The sequence below is a fragment of the Methanocalculus alkaliphilus genome (assembly GCF_024170505.1).
Taxonomy (GTDB): domain Archaea; phylum Halobacteriota; class Methanomicrobia; order Methanomicrobiales; family Methanocorpusculaceae; genus Methanocalculus; species Methanocalculus alkaliphilus.
Genome location: NZ_JALJYG010000006.1, coordinates 109,546 through 130,861, shown reverse-complemented (window position 1 = coordinate 130,861; position 21,316 = coordinate 109,546). Strand labels below are relative to the sequence as shown.

19 protein-coding genes and 1 tRNA gene are annotated in these 21,316 nt (G+C 55.6%); 10 read left to right on the top strand and 10 right to left on the bottom strand.

The window, feature by feature from the left end:
• Positions 1-188 precede the first annotated feature (188 nt).
• Positions 189-1,160 carry a DUF1616 domain-containing protein gene (locus J2T58_RS06380; protein WP_253488274.1) on the top strand — a complete coding sequence of 324 codons (972 nt, stop codon included), beginning with the start codon at positions 189-191 and terminating at the stop codon, positions 1,158-1,160.
• Here J2T58_RS06380 and J2T58_RS06375 read toward each other — a convergent pair.
• From J2T58_RS06375 to J2T58_RS06345, 7 genes are read right to left on the bottom strand one after another with little or no spacing between them, the layout of a single operon-like run.
• A complete protein-coding gene (locus J2T58_RS06375; RefSeq protein WP_253488273.1) occupies positions 1,147-1,938 on the bottom strand; it encodes a hypothetical protein in 792 nt (263 codons plus the stop codon). The two genes, J2T58_RS06380 and J2T58_RS06375, sit on opposite strands and share 14 nt — an antisense overlap.
• On the bottom strand, positions 1,935-2,390 hold the full coding sequence (locus J2T58_RS06370; protein WP_253488272.1) for a hypothetical protein: 456 nt from the start codon (positions 2,388-2,390) through the stop codon (positions 1,935-1,937). The genes J2T58_RS06375 and J2T58_RS06370 overlap by 4 nt, the downstream gene beginning before the upstream one ends.
• Positions 2,391-3,644, bottom strand: a complete 1,254-nt coding sequence (locus J2T58_RS06365) for a DUF58 domain-containing protein (RefSeq protein WP_253488271.1) — start codon at positions 3,642-3,644, stop codon at positions 2,391-2,393.
• Complete coding sequence (locus tag J2T58_RS06360) at positions 3,631-4,596, bottom strand: AAA family ATPase (RefSeq protein WP_253488270.1); 966 nt, start codon at positions 4,594-4,596, stop codon at positions 3,631-3,633. Before J2T58_RS06360 ends, J2T58_RS06365 begins: the two co-directional genes overlap by 14 nt.
• Before the next feature lie 11 nt (positions 4,597-4,607).
• A complete protein-coding gene (locus J2T58_RS06355) occupies positions 4,608-5,468 on the bottom strand; it encodes a DUF4350 domain-containing protein (protein WP_253488269.1) in 861 nt (286 codons plus the stop codon).
• Positions 5,465-7,243 carry a carboxypeptidase-like regulatory domain-containing protein gene (locus J2T58_RS06350; RefSeq protein ID WP_253488268.1) on the bottom strand — a complete coding sequence of 593 codons (1,779 nt, stop codon included), beginning with the start codon at positions 7,241-7,243 and terminating at the stop codon, positions 5,465-5,467. The genes J2T58_RS06355 and J2T58_RS06350 overlap by 4 nt, the downstream gene beginning before the upstream one ends.
• Positions 7,240-7,503: a DUF8044 family membrane protein gene (locus J2T58_RS06345; protein WP_253488267.1), complete on the bottom strand. Its 264-nt coding sequence runs from the start codon at positions 7,501-7,503 to the stop codon at positions 7,240-7,242. Before J2T58_RS06345 ends, J2T58_RS06350 begins: the two co-directional genes overlap by 4 nt.
• Before the next feature lie 78 nt (positions 7,504-7,581).
• Here J2T58_RS06345 and J2T58_RS06340 point away from each other — a divergent pair, with 78 nt between their 5' ends.
• Positions 7,582-8,073, top strand: coding sequence for a hypothetical protein (locus J2T58_RS06340; protein WP_253488266.1), 492 nt, complete (start codon positions 7,582-7,584; stop codon positions 8,071-8,073).
• A gap of 194 nt (positions 8,074-8,267) precedes the next feature.
• Here the strand turns inward: J2T58_RS06340 and J2T58_RS06335 are convergent.
• A tRNA-Gly gene (locus J2T58_RS06335) sits at positions 8,268-8,339 on the bottom strand.
• Positions 8,340-8,491: 152 nt separating this feature from the next.
• On the opposite strand from J2T58_RS06335, the gene J2T58_RS06330 reads away from it, so the two are divergent.
• Genes J2T58_RS06330 through cobA form a run of 6 tightly spaced genes read left to right on the top strand, consistent with a single transcriptional unit; the run spans position 8,492 to position 14,223 of the window.
• The gene (locus tag J2T58_RS06330; protein ID WP_253488265.1) at positions 8,492-9,118 is read left to right on the top strand and encodes a precorrin-2 dehydrogenase/sirohydrochlorin ferrochelatase family protein; all 627 of its coding nucleotides are present in this window, start codon (positions 8,492-8,494) and stop codon (positions 9,116-9,118) included.
• A complete protein-coding gene (gene hemA, locus J2T58_RS06325; protein ID WP_253488264.1) occupies positions 9,111-10,385 on the top strand; it encodes a glutamyl-tRNA reductase in 1,275 nt (424 codons plus the stop codon). The genes J2T58_RS06330 and hemA overlap by 8 nt, the downstream gene beginning before the upstream one ends.
• Positions 10,364-11,344, top strand: a complete 981-nt coding sequence (hemB, locus tag J2T58_RS06320) for a porphobilinogen synthase (RefSeq protein ID WP_253488263.1) — start codon at positions 10,364-10,366, stop codon at positions 11,342-11,344. Before hemA ends, hemB begins: the two co-directional genes overlap by 22 nt.
• Positions 11,334-12,578 carry a glutamate-1-semialdehyde 2,1-aminomutase gene (gene hemL / locus J2T58_RS06315; protein ID WP_253488262.1) on the top strand — a complete coding sequence of 415 codons (1,245 nt, stop codon included), beginning with the start codon at positions 11,334-11,336 and terminating at the stop codon, positions 12,576-12,578. Before hemB ends, hemL begins: the two co-directional genes overlap by 11 nt.
• Positions 12,566-13,459, top strand: a complete 894-nt coding sequence (gene hemC, locus J2T58_RS06310) for a hydroxymethylbilane synthase (protein ID WP_253488261.1) — start codon at positions 12,566-12,568, stop codon at positions 13,457-13,459. The genes hemL and hemC overlap by 13 nt, the downstream gene beginning before the upstream one ends.
• Positions 13,456-14,223, top strand: a complete 768-nt coding sequence (cobA, locus tag J2T58_RS06305; protein ID WP_253488260.1) for a uroporphyrinogen-III C-methyltransferase — start codon at positions 13,456-13,458, stop codon at positions 14,221-14,223. Before hemC ends, cobA begins: the two co-directional genes overlap by 4 nt.
• A gap of 221 nt (positions 14,224-14,444) precedes the next feature.
• On the opposite strand, the gene J2T58_RS06300 is transcribed toward cobA, so the two are convergent.
• Complete coding sequence (locus tag J2T58_RS06300; protein ID WP_253488259.1) at positions 14,445-17,351, bottom strand: hypothetical protein; 2,907 nt, start codon at positions 17,349-17,351, stop codon at positions 14,445-14,447.
• Positions 17,352-17,368: 17 nt separating this feature from the next.
• Here J2T58_RS06300 and J2T58_RS06295 point away from each other — a divergent pair, with 17 nt between their 5' ends.
• The gene (locus tag J2T58_RS06295) at positions 17,369-17,596 is read left to right on the top strand and encodes a hypothetical protein (protein ID WP_253488258.1); all 228 of its coding nucleotides are present in this window, start codon (positions 17,369-17,371) and stop codon (positions 17,594-17,596) included.
• A 333-nt stretch (positions 17,597-17,929) separates the two neighbouring features.
• Here the strand turns inward: J2T58_RS06295 and J2T58_RS06290 are convergent, their stop codons facing one another.
• Positions 17,930-19,501, bottom strand: coding sequence for a CHASE4 domain-containing protein (locus J2T58_RS06290; protein ID WP_253488257.1), 1,572 nt, complete (start codon positions 19,499-19,501; stop codon positions 17,930-17,932).
• Positions 19,502-19,577: 76 nt separating this feature from the next.
• Here J2T58_RS06290 and ilvD point away from each other — a divergent pair, with 76 nt between their 5' ends.
• Positions 19,578-21,221 (top strand): dihydroxy-acid dehydratase, encoded by a 1,644-nt coding sequence (gene ilvD, locus J2T58_RS06285; protein ID WP_253488256.1) that lies wholly within the window; start codon positions 19,578-19,580, stop codon positions 21,219-21,221.
• The last annotated feature ends 95 nt before the right edge of the window (positions 21,222-21,316 follow it).

The following is a 21,316-nucleotide window of genomic DNA, read 5'->3' as shown; positions in this document are numbered from 1 at the left end:
AGCTGCAACGAGGAAATGTATGTAATCCGTGTCAGTTACTTGATACTGCTTTGACACGCATTATTTTATGCTTTACTAATATATTGATCTTTTGGTTCAACTAAATTTGTGCGTAAGTCCTATTATACCAATCTGATGCTCAACAGTATCAACAGCTATTATCTCGATACGCACCTAACCACTCTATCATGAAACCGGAGCCACCCGATATCGCCTTCGACCTCCTCAATCCCCGCACACTTCCTATTGATCTGAAGATAGCGCTCCTCTGGATCATCGGAACCGTCAGCTGTATCTATCTCCCCTTCCTTCAGAATACGCCATTTCGGGTGGCCTTCGCCCTCCCTTTCATCCTCTTCATTCCAGGCTACCTCCTCATCGCGGCCCTCTTCCCCGCAGATGACGATCTCGACTGGATCGAACGGATCGCGCTCTCGTTTGGGTTATCCATCGCGGTCGTTCCGTTAATCGGTCTTGGGTTAAACTACACACCCTGGGGGATCCGGCTCGATCCCATCGTCACCTCGCTCGTCATCTTCGCCCTCGCAATGGCGACGATCGCCGCATACAGGAGGATGATCCTCCCTGTCGACCAACGACTGAAGATCCCGTTCAAAGAAGTCAGGGAAGAGATTCAAGAGGAGCTCTTCCCGGTGGAGAGCAACAGGCTCGATCGCGCTTTGAGCATCATCCTCATCTGCGCCATCATCCTCGCCATCGGCACCACCATCTTTGTGATCGTCGTCCCAAAAGAAGGGGAGAAGTTTACCGAGTTCTATATCCTCGGGGAGAAGGGGAAGGCTGCGGACTACCCGACGAACTTCCGTGCGGGAACAGAACAGTTTGTCATCATCGGGATAGGGAACCACGAGTACAGAAACGTCACCTATACCACACAGATCTTCGGCTTCAATCAGCAGTTCGATACCAGCACAAATACATCATCAATCCTCTCGTCAATCCCGCTTGGTTCCTACCAGATCGAGATCCCGCATAACGAGACCGTTGAACGACGCTTCAATTTCACCATCAGCGACACAGAGATTAACCGGATCCAGTTCCTCCTCTTCACCGAGGATCTCCCGGGACCCGGCCTCTCCCCGGCAGAACTGGTCAACAGCAGCTACCGGGATCTCCATCTTTGGATCAGGGTGACCTGAGGACGATCCGAACCGATCGATCCTCAGGGTTCATCGTGATCTGATCATAGATCCAGGGTCTTCCGGTCGCCTCGGCAAGGAGAAGACCGGCAAGGCCGCAGATTGCACAGGGAACCATCGTGCAGCACTTCGGCGACTCGTTCTGAACCACCCGGCACCCCTCAAAGAGGGTAAACCCGGTGATCTCAATGACGGGATCGTCGCCTTCGACCGATGCCTGAACCTGATCAGCCAGTTCAAGGCAGGTGATGATCGCCTCCGAGTATGCTGAGAGAGCTGATTCGACCCCTATAGAGGTATCAAGCCCGTATTCATCCCGAAGATGGTTCCGGAGCGGAAGGGCTGATGGTGGAACCGAGAGGCCGACCGATCCCTCCTCGATACAGAGTGAGGTATGGATCTCTCCTGCCGGAATCCCGGAGAGGCCGGAAGAGATAAACTGCAGGGGATCATCATCACCCCGGGGAAGAATGGCTGCATCCCCATCTATACCGAGATCGGCAGCAACCCGGGCAAAAGCTATCCGGGTACCGGGATCAAGCAGACCCGCAATCTCCGGTGAGATGGTGGCTCCCCTGTGGAAGGTCAGAAGGAAGAGTCCGGCGATGAAGCAGGCGAAACCACAGAGGATGAGGGTGGCCGTCGTCATATCTGCCCTGTCGGTGAAGGCAACTAGCCCAAGAGAGGCTGCTGCAGCGATGAAGAGGAGAAGAGCAGCCTTAGCATCATCCGATTCTCGCGGGTGGCGGATTCTGTACATGAGATCCGGAATGTTCATACGCCATCACCCCTGACCGTCCGGCGTACTGCATGCTCCAGGAGGTAAAGGAGGCCGGAGAGGAGACCAGCCAGGATGAGGACAATAAGCATCGCCCTGAACGGATCAGCACCGGGGATAGACAGAAGGGCGAGAAGAGATCCTCCCGCGAGGATGAGACCCCCCATCGGCATCCGCTTTGAGAGAAGATTCTCCGGACCTGCAGCCAGGGCGATGAGGAGGAGGGCCGGGACCATCATCAGAGGGATCGAAAGGTAGCCGACCGCAACGACGAGGGGGATACCGCCGCAGAGCCGGGCCACCCCCTGATCATCATGCCGGCGTGAGACGAGCATCCCGGCGAGGGCTATCGGCCATGCGATCAGGAGGACCGGATCTAAAACGAGGAGAGCGCCTCCCGAGACGAGAAGAAAGAGGAGGGCGATACCATCATCAGCAGAGATACGTACCATTCAGATCACCTCGACGGAGTCAGGGGAGAGCGATGAGAGAATATATCCTTCCGGGAATGACGAAGGAATCCGGAGATGGAGAGACAGGCCAATCCTTCTGGCGGCCCGTGCGACCATGTCAAGATGGCTGAGATCACCGGTGCATGCGCTGAAGAGGAGGAGGGATCTCCCCCTTGCCCGTGAAAAGGCACGAACACATTCCATCTCAAATGCCGGAATCCCCCGGATCTGGTGGACCGCTTCATACCAACGGTTCAATCCGGAGTTTGGAGGTGCGGCTTTCATCCGGATGGCAAGATCGGATGGTGCTGCGTACCTGTAAAAGTGGTGATCCCTGTATACAGAAGGGAGATCCCGGATGGCAGCAAGGACCCGGTGGGCCTGGCGTTCATTTGGCATGAACCGCAGCACAGTCCCCCCGGCGATGACCAGGAGAGAGACAGAATGGGATACCTTGAGCGTCTCTTCGATGGTGCCGGCTGAAAAACCAACAAGCCGCTCGTTATCAGAGAGATCTGCAGAGAGATCCAAAACAATCACCGGGACCTCGCCACGCTGCGCAAATGTCTCCCGGATGATGAGCTGGTCCCGTTTCGCCGTTGCTTTCCAGTCGATCTTGCGGGTATCATCGCCGGGCATATACTCACGAAAGGAACGGACGACGGTGCCGGACGGAGAGGTATACCGCCGGGATGTCGCATCGCCGTACCCCAGGCTGTCCCCGATGGCAAGGACAGGAGAACCCTGGGGCTGTACACGGATGATCGGACTCCGATCCTCTTCGCGGCCGAAGCGGACCTCTGACCCGAAATATCTGTCCGCCAGCCGCAGAGCCATACCATGGAATGAGACAGTGCCGCGGGTGATCGCCCTGATGTGGTACCTGATCTCGGTCTCCTTCCGGAGATCGAGCGGGGGAAGAAGACCAAACCATGAGAACCCCGGTCCCGGATGATCATGCATCGTAACCGCCATTCCCTCCGGTATCTCGGCTTTTGCTGAAAGGGTGACGGTGATGAGCCCGTACTGCCTGACGATCAGGTTGTCACACCGCCGTTCTGTCCTGATGCTCCGGATGACCATCTTCTCCCCGGCGAAGAAGACGGCCGCACGTGAGAAGAGAAAGAGGAGGATCAGCGTTCCGGCCAGCACACCGGGGGTACTCCCCATAGCGCCGCCCCCTGCCACGGTGAGGATACCGGCGGCACCGATGGCACGGGAGAGGGGTGTCGGCCGCACCTCAGGGCACCTCAACTGATCGGATAATATCACTGACAACAGACTCGGGGGTGATCCCGGCGATCTCAGCTTCACGGCGGAGGATGATCCTGTGCTGAAGAATATGCGGTGCGATCGCCCGGACGTCATCGGGGGTCACAAAATCGCGGCCACGGAGAGCAGCAACTGCCTTACTCCCTTTATAAAAGGCGATGGATGCCCGTGTACTTGCACCAAGGAAGATATCACCATTCGAGCGCGTGGCAATGACAAGATCCCGGATATACCCGACGACCCGGTCCTCAATATGAACCGATGCGACAGCATCCCTGAGGCTGAAGAGATCGGTCATCCCGGTATACGCTTCGAGGGAGGCAAAGTACCTCTGCCAGTCAAGTCTCCCTGAACCAAGCCTCTGAAGAACCTCCAGCTCCTCATCGGGATTGAGATGTTCGGAGGTGAAACTGTACATAAAGCGATCCTTCTGCGCCTCGATGAGCGGGAAGGTTCCTTCAAACTCAAACGGGTTCTGTGTGGCGATCACAAAGAACGGGGTCGGCAGGACGAGCCGCTCCCCATCGATCGTGACCTGCCATTCACTCATCACCTCGATGAAGGCACTCTGCGTCCTCGGGTTCAGCCGGTTCAACTCATCAATCAGGAGAATGTTTGAGAATGCCGGTCCCTTCCGAAGGACAAAATCGCCCTTCTGCTGATCATAGATCCGAAGGCCGAGGATATCGGCAGGCTGCGTATCAACGGCACACTGCACACGATTGAACGAGTAGCCGAGGATCTTTGCATATGCCTTGGCGATCGTCGTCTTGGCAGTTCCGGGAACACCCTCGATAAGGATGTGTCCGTCTGAGAGGAGGGCGATGTTGATCAGCTCAATCAAAGACTCCTTCCCGACGACATATTCATTTAAAAGCGAACGGATCTCATCGCACCTCTGTGCGATCTCTGGAATGGAGATTTCGGAAGACATGGAATTCACGACTAAAGGATCTGCCTGCGGAACGCGAAGGCAACAGCTATCATCAGTAGAAGTATGGCGATAATGCTACTTATTGGTGCGGATTTTATCATATGAACATAATATGCCGGCCCTTCTGCATCCGCAGGCCGCCCGTACACGGCATCCACCATGACAGTATCCGAATCAAGAAGATTTTCAAGGAGACGGGGGTTGTCATGGAGCCTCCGGACCTGCTGCATCGTTGAGGCGAAGAGGCTTGCATCTGCGATCAGGATCATCTCACCGGCCCCGGCCCTCTCCGATGCGATCAATGTATAGCGGCCAAGCTCCTCGCCAGGTCCGGGGCTGCCGTCGCCATCATGATCGATCCAGGAGAAGACCGATGTCCGGACGAGCTCCTCACCCCCCTCGATGGACGAGGGGCGGTTAAAGACGAGAGTTTCAACACCCTCAAAGAGCCAGTGGTTCGAACTGACGTCGGCACGCACCGTCCTGGTAGATGCAAACTCCATATCAACACTTGATACATTTCCGGGATTGATGCGCATCCCCAGACCAAGTGCCTCAAGAAGCTGGTTTGCACCCCCCTCCTCATCAGCGATGATGACGGTCCCTCCGGCTCCAAGAACCCCTCTGGCTATCGATTCGGCACCTATCCCATCAGGAGCGATGATGAGATACCGATCCGGATGGAGAGGGGGGGTGGTCCCAGGACTGTGGATCACGGCGCCCTTACTCTCTGACAGGGAGAAGAAGGCCGCGGTCCCATTCCAGCCGGGATTGAACCGTGACAGTTCAGCATTGGTTGCCTGGAGATGGGCGCCGGCAGCACCCAGGGTGAGGAGGATGAGGAGACCGGCGATAAGAAGAGACGATCTCATGGCGGCACCTCCCGGAGGACACGATACTCGGCGAGGAGCCGGTCGCGCTCCTCATCCGTCGGATGATACCCTGCATACAGGACCCGTTCATACACAGTCAGCCATGCGTGTATACGGGGATCGGATGATTGAGCCTTTCGGAGATCCCCGACCGTCGAACAGGCGGGATCCTCCAGCCCGGCAGCACCGGCGAGGGAGATGAAGAGATGGCGGAGCGCGGCCGGATAATCGGATCCGGCAGCGGCATGATACGCTTCAAGTACCGTATCTGCCACCCCCTCCGGTTGTGGAGGTAGATCCGGTTCGGGAGCACCTTCGTGGCTCTCTTCGATATCATCCGGTAACGCCACCATAAAGGGAGCCGGGGGATCGGGGATGGTCTGCCTGCGCCGCAGGTTCCGGAATCCCCAATTGGCCAGAGCAAGCAGTACGAGAACGATCAGAATGGGGAGGATGACCTCCCTGATCCTCCCACCCTCAGCGGCGGGATCCTGTGGGTGGCTTGATCTGAACCACTGCCTCTCCTCTTCGGGTGGGAGATGGAGAAGCACCTCACCACTCCATGAAGGTTCAAGCGGAAACCTGACATCATCGAAGGCTGCAATGACCCGGTGATCACCAGGTGGCAGCCTGAGCGGACCAGCAAACCGGCCTTCCGCATCAGTCGTCATGGTTGCAACCTGCCTTCCTGCGGAGAGGATTCTGATCGGAGCCCTGGAGACCGGGGTATCCCCGGAGAGTAGCACTCCATGTACATTCCCCCCTCCGGACGAAGAGAGCGTCAGGGATGTCGGGGATCGGATGACCCGGAACGTCAGGACATCCGAGAAGGCGCCGTCACTGGTCGCATAGAGTGTATGCATCCCTGAACGGATCATCCCGATTCGCATCTGGTAACGATAGGCTCCGTCAGATGCGGCAGCACCACTCCAGAGCAGTCCGCTGTCAAGGAAGAGTTCGACATCCCGGCTTCCGGACCCGATGATACGGCCGGATATTGTCAGGGTATCGCCATACCGCACCTCTTCAGGGGCAATGGCGATGGTGATCGATCGGCCTTCCTTTGGGGGGACCGCCGTCCGTATGGTCGATGATCGCTCCTCCTGCTCCTCCTCAACACTCGCAGAGAGTGTACGTGCATCATCGACACTCTGTATGTAGTCAGCCGTCTCAACACCGTACCGTTCCGAGGCTGCGACCACCTCGTCACTCCGACCCGCATACGATGATACCGCCTCCCGTATTCTCGATCTGAGCCCCTCCCCCTCATACATGACAGAGTAGAGCATATCCGGATCATTCGCATCCCGATATTCGATCTCAAGCCTTTTCAGATCAGAGAAGCGCTGGGTATCCTCAAATAATGAGATGAGATCCTCCCTGTTCTGCGCATTCAGCCGACGCCACTCATCAAGATCCGACTGGGACATATCAAGCCGGATCACCAGGTTGTCAAACTGTCGTGATCGGGCAAGGTACTCATCAAGATCCCTCTCTGCGGATTCAAAGTCCTTCAGATTAAGGTTGAGAATGAGGGTGCCGGAACTCAAAAAGATCTCCTCCATCAGCGGGATGGCGACGCCTGTAGTATCCTGCGAGACCTGCCTCAGGACCGAAACCCGGTCATGCATCGGGGTGAATGCATCAGATTCAGGAGAGTACAGGGTGGGGATTGCAGCATGCGGGGTGATGAGGAGGAGGACGATGCATAGTGCCACCGCTACGGCCGGGAGTGTCGGCAACTGATGCTTTGATTCTCTTCCTCTTCTGATCAACTGATGATCTCCATAATTTTATGGACGACGATGGCACCAAAGAGGATGACGCCGGCGGCGATAATATAACGGAGGCGCCTGAGAAAGAGCGGCCTGATATGAACAGGATCCGCAAGCTGTGCGATCACAAGCATCCCGATGAGGACGAGTACGAAGAGGATCTCAAGATCAGGGCTCTCGGCAAGGATCATGAAGAAGATCACGATCCCCATCCAGATGGTGATTGCCGATACTGCAAGTTCTCCTGATCTGATCTGCATCCAAATCACCCGTGATACAATACCTATATGAGACCTGATACTATAATATCCATTGATACCATCATACAGGTGATACCCATGCGATCGACAGTACTTATCACGATACTCCTCATCATCTCCCTGGCTCTGCCGGCAGCAGCATTCAGCGCGGACCGCTTCACCCTGACAATCGAGGAGAACGGGGATGCGGAGATACAATTTGACTACACCCTGACATGGATTGAGCGTGTCGCCGTCTATCTCAGGATAGCAGAGCCTGAGAAGGAGCTGAAGCATGCCCTTGAACGGAACTACAACCGGCCGGTTGAGATCAAGGAAGTAACATCGGGATCGGTTCAGTTTACGGTTGATAGACTCGCCCAAACCAGATATACACATGAGGGAACAGTCTACACAGTTCCTGTTCTTGACTTCTCATCTGCGGTCACTGCACTGGAGAATTACTGGTTTGCCCCCCTCGTAAAGGTTGATCTTGCCCCGGAGATCGCAACGGTCACCTTCCCCGATAACACGACAGAAGAGTTCGGGAACGTCACCATCATCCCGGAGCTGGTGCATACTATCAAATAATCTTTTTTTGTTTCCAGACTCGGAATACCAGTCTTCGGACGAGCTCTTCCCCATGCCACTCTGAACACCGGATGGGGATAGTCCTGGTTCAACCACTCTTTACTGCATCGCAATGAAGAGTATCGTCACCATGTCTCAAATCCGATGAGATAGTTCGGCAGATACCGGAAAGAACTGAAGAGAAGAAGAGCGAGTGCGTCGACCGGGACTCGAACCCGGGTTTAGGCGTTGGCAACGCCTAGTGATAACCACTACACTATCGACGCATCGGGGCAGTGCCCTGCGACCTAAATAGATATGATCTCTCCATATTTATTCATATCGAAATCCCCCTGCCTTCTGACAAAGATACCCGTGCAATAGCATCCTATCAGAAAAATCGTCATCTTAATAGTCCAGCATCACAAAACTAAAGGAAATGATCCCCCTGATCATCGATTGTACAGATAAGAAAGTCATCATCTTCGGCGGAGGTACGGTTGCCACACGAAAAGCCCGGTACTTCGCCGGAGAGGCGGACGTCTCGGTGATCAGCCGGAGCTTCTCAGATCCGATCACCGACCTTCCGATTACGCAGATAGAGGCAGACATCTCCCGGATGCATGATGACGAGATCAGAGCATACCTCAGGGGTGCGTTTCTCACGATAGCAGCAACCTCCAGCAAGGCGATCAATGACCGGATCGGGGGGATCGCAGCAGAGGAGGGGTGCCTCTTCAACAATGCCGACGGCAGGGCCGGCGATGTCATGATCCCCTCGATGGTCCGTGGCGAGAACCTCATCATCGGATTCGCCACATCAGGGGGAAGCCCTGTTGTTGCACGGCTCCTCAGGGAACGGTTTGAAGCAATTGCACCGGAGACGGATGCAATGATCGATCTTCAGCGCACCCTGCGCGAGGCATTGAAGAAGACCGATCTCCCGGAGGAGGAGCGGCGGCGGAGGCTCAGGGAGGCAGCGGAGGACCCGGAGATCACCCTGGGGCTTACCAGAGCCAGGGACGAGACGATCCGATCTGCACTTCTGAGGTATGCCCATGAGTGACGGCCTCCTCGTCCCGATCGCAATCGCCGGCCTCGATCACCAGACGGCCAGCCAGAAGGAGCTGGAAGAGTTCCGGTTTCCGGATGAGGAGGAGTTCATCAGGCAGGCACGCTCACGATACAAAGGCGTCCTCCTCCTCCAGACCTGCAACCGCGTCGAGGTCCTCGTCCAGGGAGATCCCCAGGACCTCGCCCGTTTCATGCAGAGCCTTGGAAGGACCAGGTTCACCATTCATCATGGCCTTGGCGCACTCCGCCACCTCCTCGGCCTCGCAAGCGGGATCAACTCGATGATCGTCGGTGAGGATCAGATCCTCGGCCAGATGCGAAAAGCCCTCCTCACCTCAACGGCCGCCGGCGGGAACAGCCAGGCGATCGATATCAGCATCAACACGGCGATTCATTTCGGTGTCTCGGTCAGGCAGACGACGATGATCAACAGGGGATCGGTCTCCATCGGTTCTGCCGCCGTCAAGCTGGCAGAAGAGCTCCTCGGCACCCTGAAGAACCGCCATATCCTCGTCATCGGGACCGGAGAGATGGGCCGGCTCGTCACAAAAGCACTCAGGGAGAAGGATCTCACCGCCATCTATGTGACAAACCGGACCCATGAACGGGCAGTTGAGCTGGCAGAAGAGATCGGGGGAAAAGCCATCACCTTCAAAGAGCTCTTCCCGGTCATCACCCTCTCGGATGTTGTCATCTCCTGCACAGCAGCCCCGCATATCGTGATCAAACGGGACGAACTTGCAGATGCGATGGCGGGACGAAGATGGCCGCTTGATGAGAAGCCCAGGCCCCTCATCATCATCGATATTGCACAGCCGCGGGATACCGAAGATGCTCTCCGGGAGATCCCGGGCGTCCACCTCTTCACCATTGATGATCTCCGGTCAATATCTGAAGAGAACCTTGAGGCAAGAAAAAATGAGGCAGAGACAATCCGCTCCCTCATCGAGTCCGAACTCGACACCTTCATCCGGAGGATCAACCGTGCCGCAGCAAATGATACCATTGCAGCACTGCATACATGGGCTGAGGCGATCCGCATCCGTGAGCGGGATAAGGCGATCAACCGTATCGGGTCGGCGGATCCGAAGGTCATCCAGGTCATCGATGACCTGACACGCGTCCTGACAGGGAAGATCCTCGCCGATGCGACGATGTCGGTCAGGACCTGTGCGGAGGAGTGTGATCTCGAGACCGCCGAAGGCATCGTCGATGCGATAACAAAAGGAGAGAGACTATGTTTCCGACGACACGATTGAGAAGACTCAGAGCCCGAAAATTGCAGCCTCTGGTGAGGGAGACGAACCTTACAACAGACGATCTCATCGCCCCGCTCTTCATTGATGAGACGATCCAGCACCCTGCCCCCATCCCCTCGATGCCCGGGCAGTCGAGGCTACCCCTCAGAGACCTCCCGGAGGCGATCAGACGGCTCTCTTCCGCAGGTATCAGGGCGGTGATCCTCTTTGGCATCCCCAACGAGAAGGATCCGGGTGCAGCATCGGCCTATGCAGACAACGGGATCATCCAGCAGGCGGTCCGACTGATCCGATCTCAACTGCCGGAGATGCTCGTCATCACTGATGTCTGTGCATGCGAGTACACCGATCATGGCCATTGCGGGATCATCACGGAGTGCGGAGACTGCCCTGAGCTCGACAATGATCTCTCCCTTGACCTGATGGGACGGATTGCAGTCAGCCATGCACGGGCAGGAGCAGAGATGGTGGCGCCCTCCTGTATGCTGGATGGGCAGGTGATGGCGATTCGGGAGGCTCTTGACGGAGAAGGCTTCTCCGCGATTCCAATCCTCTCGTATTCGACAAAATTTGCGAGCGCGCTCTACGGCCCCTTCAGGGAGGCGGCTGATTCGGGATGCTGCCAGGGCGACCGCTCCACCTACCAGATGGACCCGGCAAACAGAAACGAGGCATACCGGGAGTCGCTCCTTGATGCAGAAGAGGGGGCTGATATCCTGATGGTGAAGCCGGCGGGGCTCTATCTTGATATCATCAGGGAGATCACGGCACTCGGCCTCCCGGTCGCCGCCTACCAGGTGAGCGGGGAGTATGCCATGATCAAGGCAGCTGCCGCTAACGGATGGATCGATGAAGAAAAAGTTGTCCTTGAGTCCCTCATCTCGATCAAGAGAGCGGGGGCGGGCCTGATCATTACATACTTTGCAGAAGATGTCGCACGGTGGTTACATGAGAAGTGATGAGTTATTCAGTCGAGCAGTATCCCTCCTCCCCGGAGGCGTCAGCAGCCCGGTCAGGGCGATTAAGCCATACCCCTTCTATACAGACGCAGGGAAAGGGTCCCGTATCAGCACATGCGATGGGGATGAACTCATCGACTGCTGCCTCGGGTACGGTCCGCTCATCCTCGGCCATGCACATAACCAGGTGGCAGACGCCATACGAAGCCAGCTTGAGAAGGGATGGCTCTATGGAACACCGACCGAGCTTGAGATCCTGATGGCCGAGCGGCTCATCCGGGATCACAGGGGTATTGAGATGGTGCGGTGCGTCTCAAGCGGTGCAGAGGCGACGATGGCAGCGATCCGGCTCGCCCGTGGCTATACAGGCAGGAAGAAGATCCTCAAGATCGAAGGGGGATTTCACGGCGCCCATGACAGCGTCCTGATCAAGGCGGGATCAGGCGCGACGACGCTTGGGATCCCTGACTCGGCAGGAGTTCCCCCGGCTGTCGCTGAGCTGACCGGGCAGGTCCCGTACAATGACGCTGAGGCACTTGCGACCATACTGAGTGAAGACACGGATATCGCCGCATTCATCATCGAACCGGTGATGGGCAATGTCGGGACGATCCTCCCGGAGAAGGAGTACCTGAAGGAGGTGCGGGCGATCACCGAAGAGCATGACGTCCTGCTCATCTTCGACGAGGTGATCACCGGGTATCGCCTCGGCATTGGTGGTGCACAGGAACAGTATGGAGTGACACCAGATCTCACCACACTCGGGAAGATCATCGGCGGCGGCCTCCCGATTGGTGCATTCGGCGGAAAGAGGGAGATCATGGAGATGATCGCCCCGGCAGGCCCGGTCTACCAGGCAGGCACCTTCAATGGAAACCCGCTCTCCCTTGCAGCAGGCATTGCCACCATCGACCTGCTGAGAGGCGACCCGGCATTCTACACCCGGCTTGACGAACAGGCACGGGTCATTGAAGAGAGCATTCCAGGAACCGCAGACGGCTCATTTGTCAGGACCGGATCCATGTTCACCTACTTCTTCAGGAATGCCCCGCCAGAGAACTATACCGAGGCAAAGGAGAGCGATACCACCCGATTTGGAGCCTTCTGGAAAAAGTCACTCGCATCGGGCATCTTCTTCCCGCCTGCGCAGTTTGAATCCTGTTTCATATCATCGACCCATACGGACGAGGATATCAGCAGTATTGCCGGGGCCTTCTCCTCATGCCTCAACTGATCCGAATCGGGACACGGGGGAGCGCCCTTGCGATGCGCCAGACCGAGATCGTCTCCCGCCTCCTGGCAGAACGAGGTCTCAAAACCGAGACGACGATCATCAGAACCGAAGGAGATGCCGATACGACTGTCCCGCTTCATCAGGTCGGTGGCCAGGGTATCTTTGTCCGGGCACTCGATGATGCGATCCTCCGGGGCGAGATCGATGTCGCCGTCCACAGCATGAAGGATATCCCCGCACTCCGGCCGGAAGGGCTTGCCACCCCGGCCATCCTCCCCCGTGACCCGCCAACGGACTATCTCGCTTTTGATACACCCCTTGATGAGATCGCAAACATCGGGACATCAAGCACGCGGCGGCGGGCCCAGCTCCTGCGGCATGATCCGGATCTCGAGATCCGGGAGCTGCGGGGGAATATCGATACCCGGATCAGAAAACTCAGGGACGGGGACTATGACGCGATCATGCTCGCCGAGGCAGGACTGGTCAGGATGGGGATGCAGATCAATGGTATCCGGCTTCCTGTGACACAGTTCGTTCCAGCACCAAACCAGGGAACCATCGCCATCGTCTGCAGGGATGATACCGTTTTGAAGGACGCACTTGCACCCCTCGACCATCCGGAGACACGCATGGATACGATGATCGAACGGGCGGTTATGGAGGAGGTGGGAGGTGGCTGCTTCACCCCCCAGGGGATCTTCTGCCGGGATCGCTACCTCATCGCTGAGATCCTCTCCCTTGACGGATCGAGATCCGAGCGGATTGAACGGAGAGTTGATGATATTGACGATGCACGCTTCACCGGCCGTGAGCTGAGGGATGCCGCAGCCGACCTGATACGTGAGGCAAAGACGACACTAGGACTGGAGAAACCATGAGCGGAATTGTATATCTTGTTGGTTCGGGGCCCGGCGGCCTTGGGCTTCTGACATTTCGGGCACGCGAGGTGATCGATGCAGCAGAGGTCATCCTCTATGATCAGCTGCCGGGAGAAGAGATTCTGGCCTCATTGCCGGCATCCGCAGAGAAGATCAACTGCGGCAAGTTCGGGGGGGCGCACACCCTCACCCAGGACGAGATCGAGAGCCTGATGGTGGACCGGGCAAAGAAGGGATACCGGGTCGTCCGGCTGAAGGGCGGCGACTCATTCGTCTTCGGCCGTGGAGGGGAGGAGATGGAGGTGCTCAGGGAGCATAACATCACCGTTGAGGTCGTCCCGGGGATCACAAGCGCCGTCGCCGTCCCCGAATGTGTCGGCATCCCGGTCACCCACCGGACATGGGCAAGCCAGGTCACCTTCCTCACCGGGCATGAAGATCCGACCAAGGAGGAGTCGGCCATCGACTGGAAGTGGCTTGCGGGATCACCCGGCACCATCGTCATCCTGATGGGCGTGAAGAATCTCCCGGTGATCACCGGGTCGCTCATTGAACATGGGATGGCAGGGACAAAGCCGGTTGCGATCATCGAACGCGGGTTCCGGCCGGATCAGCGGGTCACCACAGGAACACTTGCAGATATAACAAAGAAGGCGGAAGAATCAGGGGTAAAGCCCCCGGCCATCATCGTCATCGGGGAGGTCGTCTCGCTCTATCGCGACGGGAGCGAGGGGGCGTGGAGCAGGGACACCGGGAGCCGGTGAGCAGCCGGGATCTTCGGGAGGTACGTTTTTTTTGAAGTGGCGTTGCTGAGAGAAAAGGATGCACTCGCCGCTCCGAGGGGTGATCAAAAAGAGAGAAGAGGGGGGATGGGTGTTTCGTATCCCTCCCCCCGTTTTCTTTTAAGTGTGTAACAAATCCTGGAGATGGGGGGTTTCCCCATCCCGGGATCTGCTTTGTTCATTCAGAGATCGGTACAGGATGTCTAGTATAATGGACCGAAGGTTGGGTCGGGAATCCACTGCCCGACGTTCACGTGGACACCATAGAAGTTGTTGCAGGGGACTGTGATGTCAAAGGATTTCACTTCTGAATCCACAGTGAACTTGTGATCAAAACGCCCGGGTGCCGGGTTCCCGCTCGGGGCTATTTCATAATCCTGAACCTTGAGGTTCTCGCCGACATCCTCAAAGTCCCAACCATCCGCCAGCGTGACGGTGATAGTAACTTCCTCGCCATCACATGCCGAGAACGTTACTTCGCCAACAGGAATGGTCTGCCCGGCGAACAATGTTGTTTTCTTTCCTGCTTCATACTTAACGTAGGTCGCCCAGTTGCCCCTATCGGTGTACCTGAGTTCGAGAGGCTTAGTCCCATTCGCAGCCCAGGCAGTCTCGCCGTCGAAGACATATTTCTGGACGTTCACTTTGAGCGTGGCAGAGGCAGATTGCTCTGTCTCGAAGATGGTGGCGGTGTTGTCGTAGGCAAATGAACCGCAGTTATCAGCACCGTAGTCCGCCCATGCAAAGTCTTTATCGTAGGTATATGTGACTCCGTACGGGGCAGTCGCTGTGCCGAGCTCATCCTCTTCTTCTAAGAATTCGCTGTCATCAACGATGGTGACGGTCTTGTTAATTTCAGTGGTCGGGTCGTCGCACCAGACGATCTCTGCGTCTGCGAAATACTCATCCCGCTCAGTGGTGACCGTTACTTCGTTAACGACTTCAACTTTCTCTTCGACATCTACTTCGTAGGTGCATGTCAGGGTATCCCCGAAAGGCAGCGTATATGGGAATGTAACGCCGAAATCAACGTTAATCAGCGTTCCAGCAAGGAAATCATTAATGCCGGTGATTACAGCATCAACGTCGCCGGTATTCTCGATGGTTATTGTGCCATTTACCTTGAATTCGCGGTCCTTGAAGCCATCGTAGGTCACATCAACCTTCCAGGTTGCGGTTTCATTGCCGTCACCGTTCGTGTAGAGCCAGATCTTGGGGATGCCGTCAAGCTCAAGTCCGTTTTCGGTTTCAACTTTCTTGGCAATGTCCCAGAAGTGTTCTCGGGTGAACGAGGTCTCCACGGTCTTGGTGACGGTAAGCTTCTCTATTAACTCCCTGTTGCCGAAATGCTTTCCGGTTGCACGAACACCGGCCTCAAGTTCAACTACGTAGAAACCGCTTGCAGGGTACGTCTGCTTCCAGTCTTCATCGAGTTTTTCGTAGACGTAGTAGATATCCGGACAAAGCTCATCGAACGCATAGAAGCCTTTGTCGTCAGTTGTTGTTGATTTAAACGCATCATCTACATTGGGCTCACCGTTGGCAGGCTCGCCCTTGTAGAGGAGGATCAGCACATCAGAGATTGGATTCACTTGAGGATCAAAGGTGCCCTCACCATCCCAGTTGACCTTTATACCCTGGATTTTACCTCTCCTGTTAACAAAATCCTTACCTTTTATTTCATATACCTCGCCATTGACACTATTAAGTTCAACCTCGTGGAAGCCTGATGCTGGGTCAATTGAAGCATAGCAGTCATCCCATTGTTCATAGACATAGTAGGTGCCATACTGGAGATTTTCGAAACAGTAGTTGCCATATTCATCAGTCTCTGTCTGAGCCAGTTCAACGAGTTCTTCGTCAAACAAATAAATGATCCAGCCACCAATTGTTTCTCGGTTTTTTACACCTGTCCAGAAATCCTCGTATTTTGTGCCGCATATCTTGCCCTTGGGCGGTGCGACCACAACAAAGTCGCCATAGGCATAGGGGCGGTGGCCAACCTGAATTGCGCCGACTTTATCCTGGTTTTCAGGGTTAAAGCCCTCTATCCAGCCCTGAGCCATCGCATCGCTCCGGCAGACTGCCCACATGTTCCCTGCAGCATCCTTCCCAACACCCACCGGCGTCGTGCCATTGGTGAGTGTGTATGTGGGGCCAGGGGTTTTTGCTGTGATATTATACGAGTAAACGACAGTACCACCAGTTGTGCCAACGGTGCTGGCTATCCAGATCCTGCCATAATCGTCAAAGGCCATGCCCCGGTTCTGACTGGAACCGCTGATGATTACGACGCTCCAGGCGCCGGTATCGGGATCGCGAATATGCAGTTCATTGCTGTACGCCGTGGCATACACCGTGCCGTCATCGGCAATAAGCAACGAGTAGGGGTTAACTTCACGTTCTAAAGTAAAAGTTGTTCCATTAAAGCTGAAAATGCCCTGGGTTCCCGGTCTATCTGGAGTTGAGCTGCGGCTGGATATCCAGAGAGTTCCGTCCGTTGCGTCCGGGGCGAACTTCATCTCGTAGAACTTGATGTTGGTGGTAAACTGGAATTGATCTCCAATAGGGGTAAGTCTATCCTGAGGTAGAGGTGCATCCTCATCATACCGATACTTCTGCAGGTATCCGCCGCTGTAGAACCCAACCCAGATATAGCCATCAGCATCAATCGCAATGGCTCTGGGCATCTCACCGGGTTCCCCAACAGGAAATACCTGCACAGCCTGGTCAGTGCTGAAGTCCTTGGGATTGAGCGGATCCGAATTGGTATCTAGGCCAGTGGTGTCCGCCTGAATCCTGACAATAGAGCCCTGCAGGTTTGTACCGTCGGCCCCGACATTGATAACCCAGGCGTTGCCGTCCCTATCCATGGCGATACGCGAGGTTCGCCAGTCATAGGGATCGGGATCTGACCGCTGAGCCGTATAGTACCGGGCAACTTCGGTAAAGGTCGTTAATTCCACCTTCGAAACACTGGCTTCACCCGAATTGGGGATGAAGCCATAATTAGCTTCAATATCTGGTTCAGCGCTAACCACCGTCACCAGAGATACCATCATGGCTATGGCAAGCAGCACCATGAGCCACTTCGTCTCTATTCTTTTCATAATGCATCACATTCTCCATGGTTTACGAAGAGCAGGGGACCTTCCCCGTGCCCGTCATCATCCTGGTAGCAATCACGCTTCTGGTAGCAATCATGCCAGCCCCGATCCGGGGGTCTGCCCACCCGTGCCCCAGGATGGCGTATTGGTGGGAGATAGAGCCCGGCCAGGTCTCCCTTGTGAAGGGGCATTTCTCCGGATTGGGATGCGGATCATTGAAAGTGTCAGGGTGTGAAGAATCGGCGTAAGCATCCTTTAAGCCGCTAAAATGGCTCTTCATACCCTTCGCTACGTCTATTGCGACACGACATGGAATAGAAGGGCCGGTGAAATGCTGGCTACCGGAGATATGTCAAACTAAAATATATAAATATCCTTATAATAATCATTTGAGCTTTTTTAAAAGATCAGGCAAATTATAACCAATAAATAGCAGATATTCCACCTCATCAAAACGCACTCCGAATCAATCCCTATCATTTCACAGGGGGTATCGGGATGGACCACCCACGCCTTGGAACCTTCCGGAAAAGGATCTCTCCTTCGCCGACCGCGTTCAGGAAGAATGGAGCAGATAATCGCTACCTGTTATTGCGCCTGAGGAATCTGATCACATTCTCAGATTCCAGCCACCTCTCATCCAGTTGCGTAATCTGATCATCGATTTGATCAATCTCCGTATCAATCGCCTCAATAATCATCGAGTCCTCCTTAAGAAGGAAGAGATACCCTCTGATCGCCTGAAGAGGGTTTCTGATACTATCCCCGATGATGGCAAACTGTTCGATATTGTGGCTGATCTGCTCAAGTGAGAGCTGGCGTTCTTCCTCAACCCGGATCCGCTCGGAGATATTCCGGGCAACCCAGACGGCGGCAGGCTGGTGATTCATATAAAACGTATGCATACTCACTTCAACCGGTACCGACTCACCACTGATGGGATGGAAACGCCCGATAGAAAGCCCATTTTCAATAGTCCTATCCTCCATATCAAAGAATTTGGATAGACGCATCCCGGTCAGGTCATGATACCCACTCCCAAGGAGGGAGAGGGCGGCCTGATTTGCATCGCAGATCAGACCAGGTTTTCCATCGGGATCGATTGCCACAAGGAGCATCGGATCCATTGCCGCATTGAAGATCCGCCTGTACCGCTCCTCGCTCTCCCGAACCTTCTGCTGCTTCTGATCAAGGGATGCCAGCATCCCCTCGATGGAGGTTGCAAGACCGGCAAGCTCATCATCGCCTTCCAGGTAGACGGAGCCGCGGGCAACAGAATCCCCTTTGATCTCCTGCACCTGGCTGTTGAGAGAGGCGATCCGTGAGATGAAAGACCGGTTGAGGAAGAGATAGATCACCATCCCTGACAGCAGGGTTAAAAAAGCGATGATAAAAAACGCCGACTGATACGCCAGGCGCCCCTTCTCATAGATGGACCGATCATCCGTCACCGAGAGACGGATAAGAGGAGCCCCCTGCATATCGCTGAGAATACGGGATCCGGTGATCTCCGTACCATCCGGGGATCTGGCGATCATGACCACCTCATCAGAATCAACAGCCATCGTCATTGTGATCACTTCTCCGGTCTCTTCAGAGAGGGCGGCAATCCATTCTTCATCAACAAGCCGGCCGAAGGTCACCATACCAGCGGTTGTCTCAATCGGAGTAAGAACAGCAAATACCGGCCCCTCACCGGTCCTTAGAAAACCCGCGGTTTTATCAAGACCCTGATGAAGGAGATCATGATGAAGAAGGTACAGTTCGGGAGGGATGGAAAGCTGGTGCTCATTAGGGGGATCATATCCTTCTGCTGAGAGGACGCTCCCATCCTCACCCGTCACAATGATGTAATGGATATCGAGATACTCAAAGAGACCTGTCCTGGGATATATATTTGGATATGCAGGCTGCTCCCCGGCCATCGTAAGAGAGATGTCGTCACAGTGTGCCAGATAATAGCCATAGCCCGCCAGGTACTCCTGTTTGAGATCGATAGTCCGAACTACACGATCAAGCGTCTCTTCGATATGAGCTTCTTCGAGGGTTACAAATCCATCAAGAACTGCTCCCTGGGAGACGAGGCCGAGGCCCGCTATGAGACAGAGGCTGACAGACGCAATAATTGCAATCGTCTGGGTGCGGACATTCATGAGATCATTATTATATAACTAGTCGCTTTCCCGCAACGATTTATCATTTTAAAGATCAAGGTACTTCTGATCATCTATGCGTAGTGATGAAATAAAAAAAGGGTACCCTCGTGCCCCAAACCGTTCCCTCCTCCGCTCACTTGGGGTCAGTGATCAGGAGATGGATCTCCCCTTCATCGGGATAGCTAATGCCTGGAACGATATCGTCCCCGGCCACACCCATCTCCGGAACCTCTCCCAGAAGGTCAGGGAAGGGATCGCCGCAGGCGGGGGCGTCCCCTTTGAATTTGGCGTCATCGGAATCTGTGACGGGATTGCGATGGGCCACCAGGGGATGCGGTACTCCCTTCCGTCCCGTGAGAATATTGCAGACTCAATCGAACTGATGACAGAGGCGCACCGGTTCGATGGTATCGTCTGTATCGGGACCTGCGACAAGATCGTTCCCGGCATGCTGATGGCAGCTGCCCGCCTCGACATCCCTGCGATCATGCTCACCGGCGGGCCGATGATGCCAGGATACCTTCAGGGGAAGGATCTCTCCCTCGTCGATGTCTTCGAGGCGGTCGGGAAGGTCGCCGCAGGAACCGTTCCCGAAGAGGCGCTCTGCGCCCTCGAATGCGCCGCAATGCCGGGATGCGGCAGCTGCCAGGGTCTTTACACCGCAAATACGATGGCATGTATGACCGAGGCGATGGGAATGTCCATCTCCGGGTCAGCCGCCATGCCTGCTGTTGAAGCCGGGAAGCTCAGGGTTGCAAGGGAGACGGGAGTGCGCATCATGGATCTCGTCAGATCCGGAACAAACGCGACCGATATCATCACAAATAAGAGCCTCCGAAATGCCATACGCGTCGATATGGCGCTCGGAGGATCAACCAATACCGTCCTCCACCTCATGGCGATCGCCCGGGAGGCAGGGGTTCCCCTGAACCTTGAGACCTTCAACAGCATCAGTGACACAACACCCCATATCTGCCATATGCAGCCGGCAGGGCCGCATGCAATGGTCGCCCTTCACAGGGCTGGCGGAATCCCGGCGGTCTTTCACAGGCTGATCGATTCGCTTGAGGATGCCGAGACGGTTTCAGGAAAGACCGTGTACCAGATCGCAGAAGAGATCCAGCTCATCGACGAGACGGTTGTCCGGCCGATCACCGATCCGGTCCATACAAGCGGCGGCCTCCGGATCCTCTCCGGAAGCCTCGCCCCGAATGGTGCCGTCGTCAAGTACGCGGCGGTTCATGAGTCCATGTGGCAGCACAGGGGACCGGCCCGTGTCTTTGATGGCGAAGAGCTGGCGATCAAGGCGATCCTTGGACGGGAGATCCGGGAAGGCGATGTCGTCATCATCAGGTACGAAGGTCCACGCGGGGGTCCGGGGATGCCGGAGATGCTCGCACCAACATCAGCACTGATGGGGCTTGGATACAAGAAGGTGGTCCTGATCACCGATGGAAGGTTCTCCGGGGGAACACGGGGGCCATGCATCGGCCATGTCGCACCTGAGGCGGAGGTCGGGGGCCCGATCGCTCTTGTCAGGGACGGGGACGAGATCATCGTCGACATCACGACAAAACGTATGGATATAAACGTTGATGAGGCAGAACTCGACCGGAGACGGAGTATGTGGAGGCCGAAGGCGCGCACGCTCAAAGGGGTGCTTGGACGCTATGCACGCACCGTCGGCCAGGCAGATTCCGGTGCTGTCGAATTATAACCCTTTTTTTCCTCTGGAAAAGCCGTATCTCCAGCACCCTCAATTCAGAGTGTTTATATCGGTTCATCACCAGAATCAGAAAAAGGGGAGAATAA

What these genes read in the sequence shown, in the direction of transcription:
- hemL (WP_253488262.1), top strand. Translation starts at nt 11,334, where the DNA reads ATGAGAAGTGATGAGTTATTCAGTCGAGCAGTATCCCTCCTCCCCGGA.
- hemB (WP_253488263.1), top strand. Translation starts at nt 10,364, where the DNA reads ATGTTTCCGACGACACGATTGAGAAGACTCAGAGCCCGAAAATTGCAG.
- J2T58_RS06360 (WP_253488270.1), bottom strand. Translation starts at nt 4,596, where the DNA reads ATGTCTTCCGAAATCTCCATTCCAGAGATCGCACAGAGGTGCGATGAG.
- J2T58_RS06345 (WP_253488267.1), bottom strand. Translation starts at nt 7,503, where the DNA reads ATGCAGATCAGATCAGGAGAACTTGCAGTATCGGCAATCACCATCTGG.
- J2T58_RS06380 (WP_253488274.1), top strand. Translation starts at nt 189, where the DNA reads ATGAAACCGGAGCCACCCGATATCGCCTTCGACCTCCTCAATCCCCGC.
- J2T58_RS06290 (WP_253488257.1), bottom strand. Translation starts at nt 19,501, where the DNA reads ATGAATGTCCGCACCCAGACGATTGCAATTATTGCGTCTGTCAGCCTC.
- J2T58_RS06375 (WP_253488273.1), bottom strand. Translation starts at nt 1,938, where the DNA reads ATGAACATTCCGGATCTCATGTACAGAATCCGCCACCCGCGAGAATCG.
- hemC (WP_253488261.1), top strand. Translation starts at nt 12,566, where the DNA reads ATGCCTCAACTGATCCGAATCGGGACACGGGGGAGCGCCCTTGCGATG.
- ilvD (WP_253488256.1), top strand. Translation starts at nt 19,578, where the DNA reads ATGCGTAGTGATGAAATAAAAAAAGGGTACCCTCGTGCCCCAAACCGT.
- J2T58_RS06295 (WP_253488258.1), top strand. Translation starts at nt 17,369, where the DNA reads ATGGTTTACGAAGAGCAGGGGACCTTCCCCGTGCCCGTCATCATCCTG.
- J2T58_RS06300 (WP_253488259.1), bottom strand. Translation starts at nt 17,351, where the DNA reads ATGAAAAGAATAGAGACGAAGTGGCTCATGGTGCTGCTTGCCATAGCC.
- hemA (WP_253488264.1), top strand. Translation starts at nt 9,111, where the DNA reads ATGAGTGACGGCCTCCTCGTCCCGATCGCAATCGCCGGCCTCGATCAC.
- J2T58_RS06370 (WP_253488272.1), bottom strand. Translation starts at nt 2,390, where the DNA reads ATGGTACGTATCTCTGCTGATGATGGTATCGCCCTCCTCTTTCTTCTC.
- J2T58_RS06340 (WP_253488266.1), top strand. Translation starts at nt 7,582, where the DNA reads ATGCGATCGACAGTACTTATCACGATACTCCTCATCATCTCCCTGGCT.
- cobA (WP_253488260.1), top strand. Translation starts at nt 13,456, where the DNA reads ATGAGCGGAATTGTATATCTTGTTGGTTCGGGGCCCGGCGGCCTTGGG.
- J2T58_RS06330 (WP_253488265.1), top strand. Translation starts at nt 8,492, where the DNA reads ATGATCCCCCTGATCATCGATTGTACAGATAAGAAAGTCATCATCTTC.
- J2T58_RS06355 (WP_253488269.1), bottom strand. Translation starts at nt 5,468, where the DNA reads ATGAGATCGTCTCTTCTTATCGCCGGTCTCCTCATCCTCCTCACCCTG.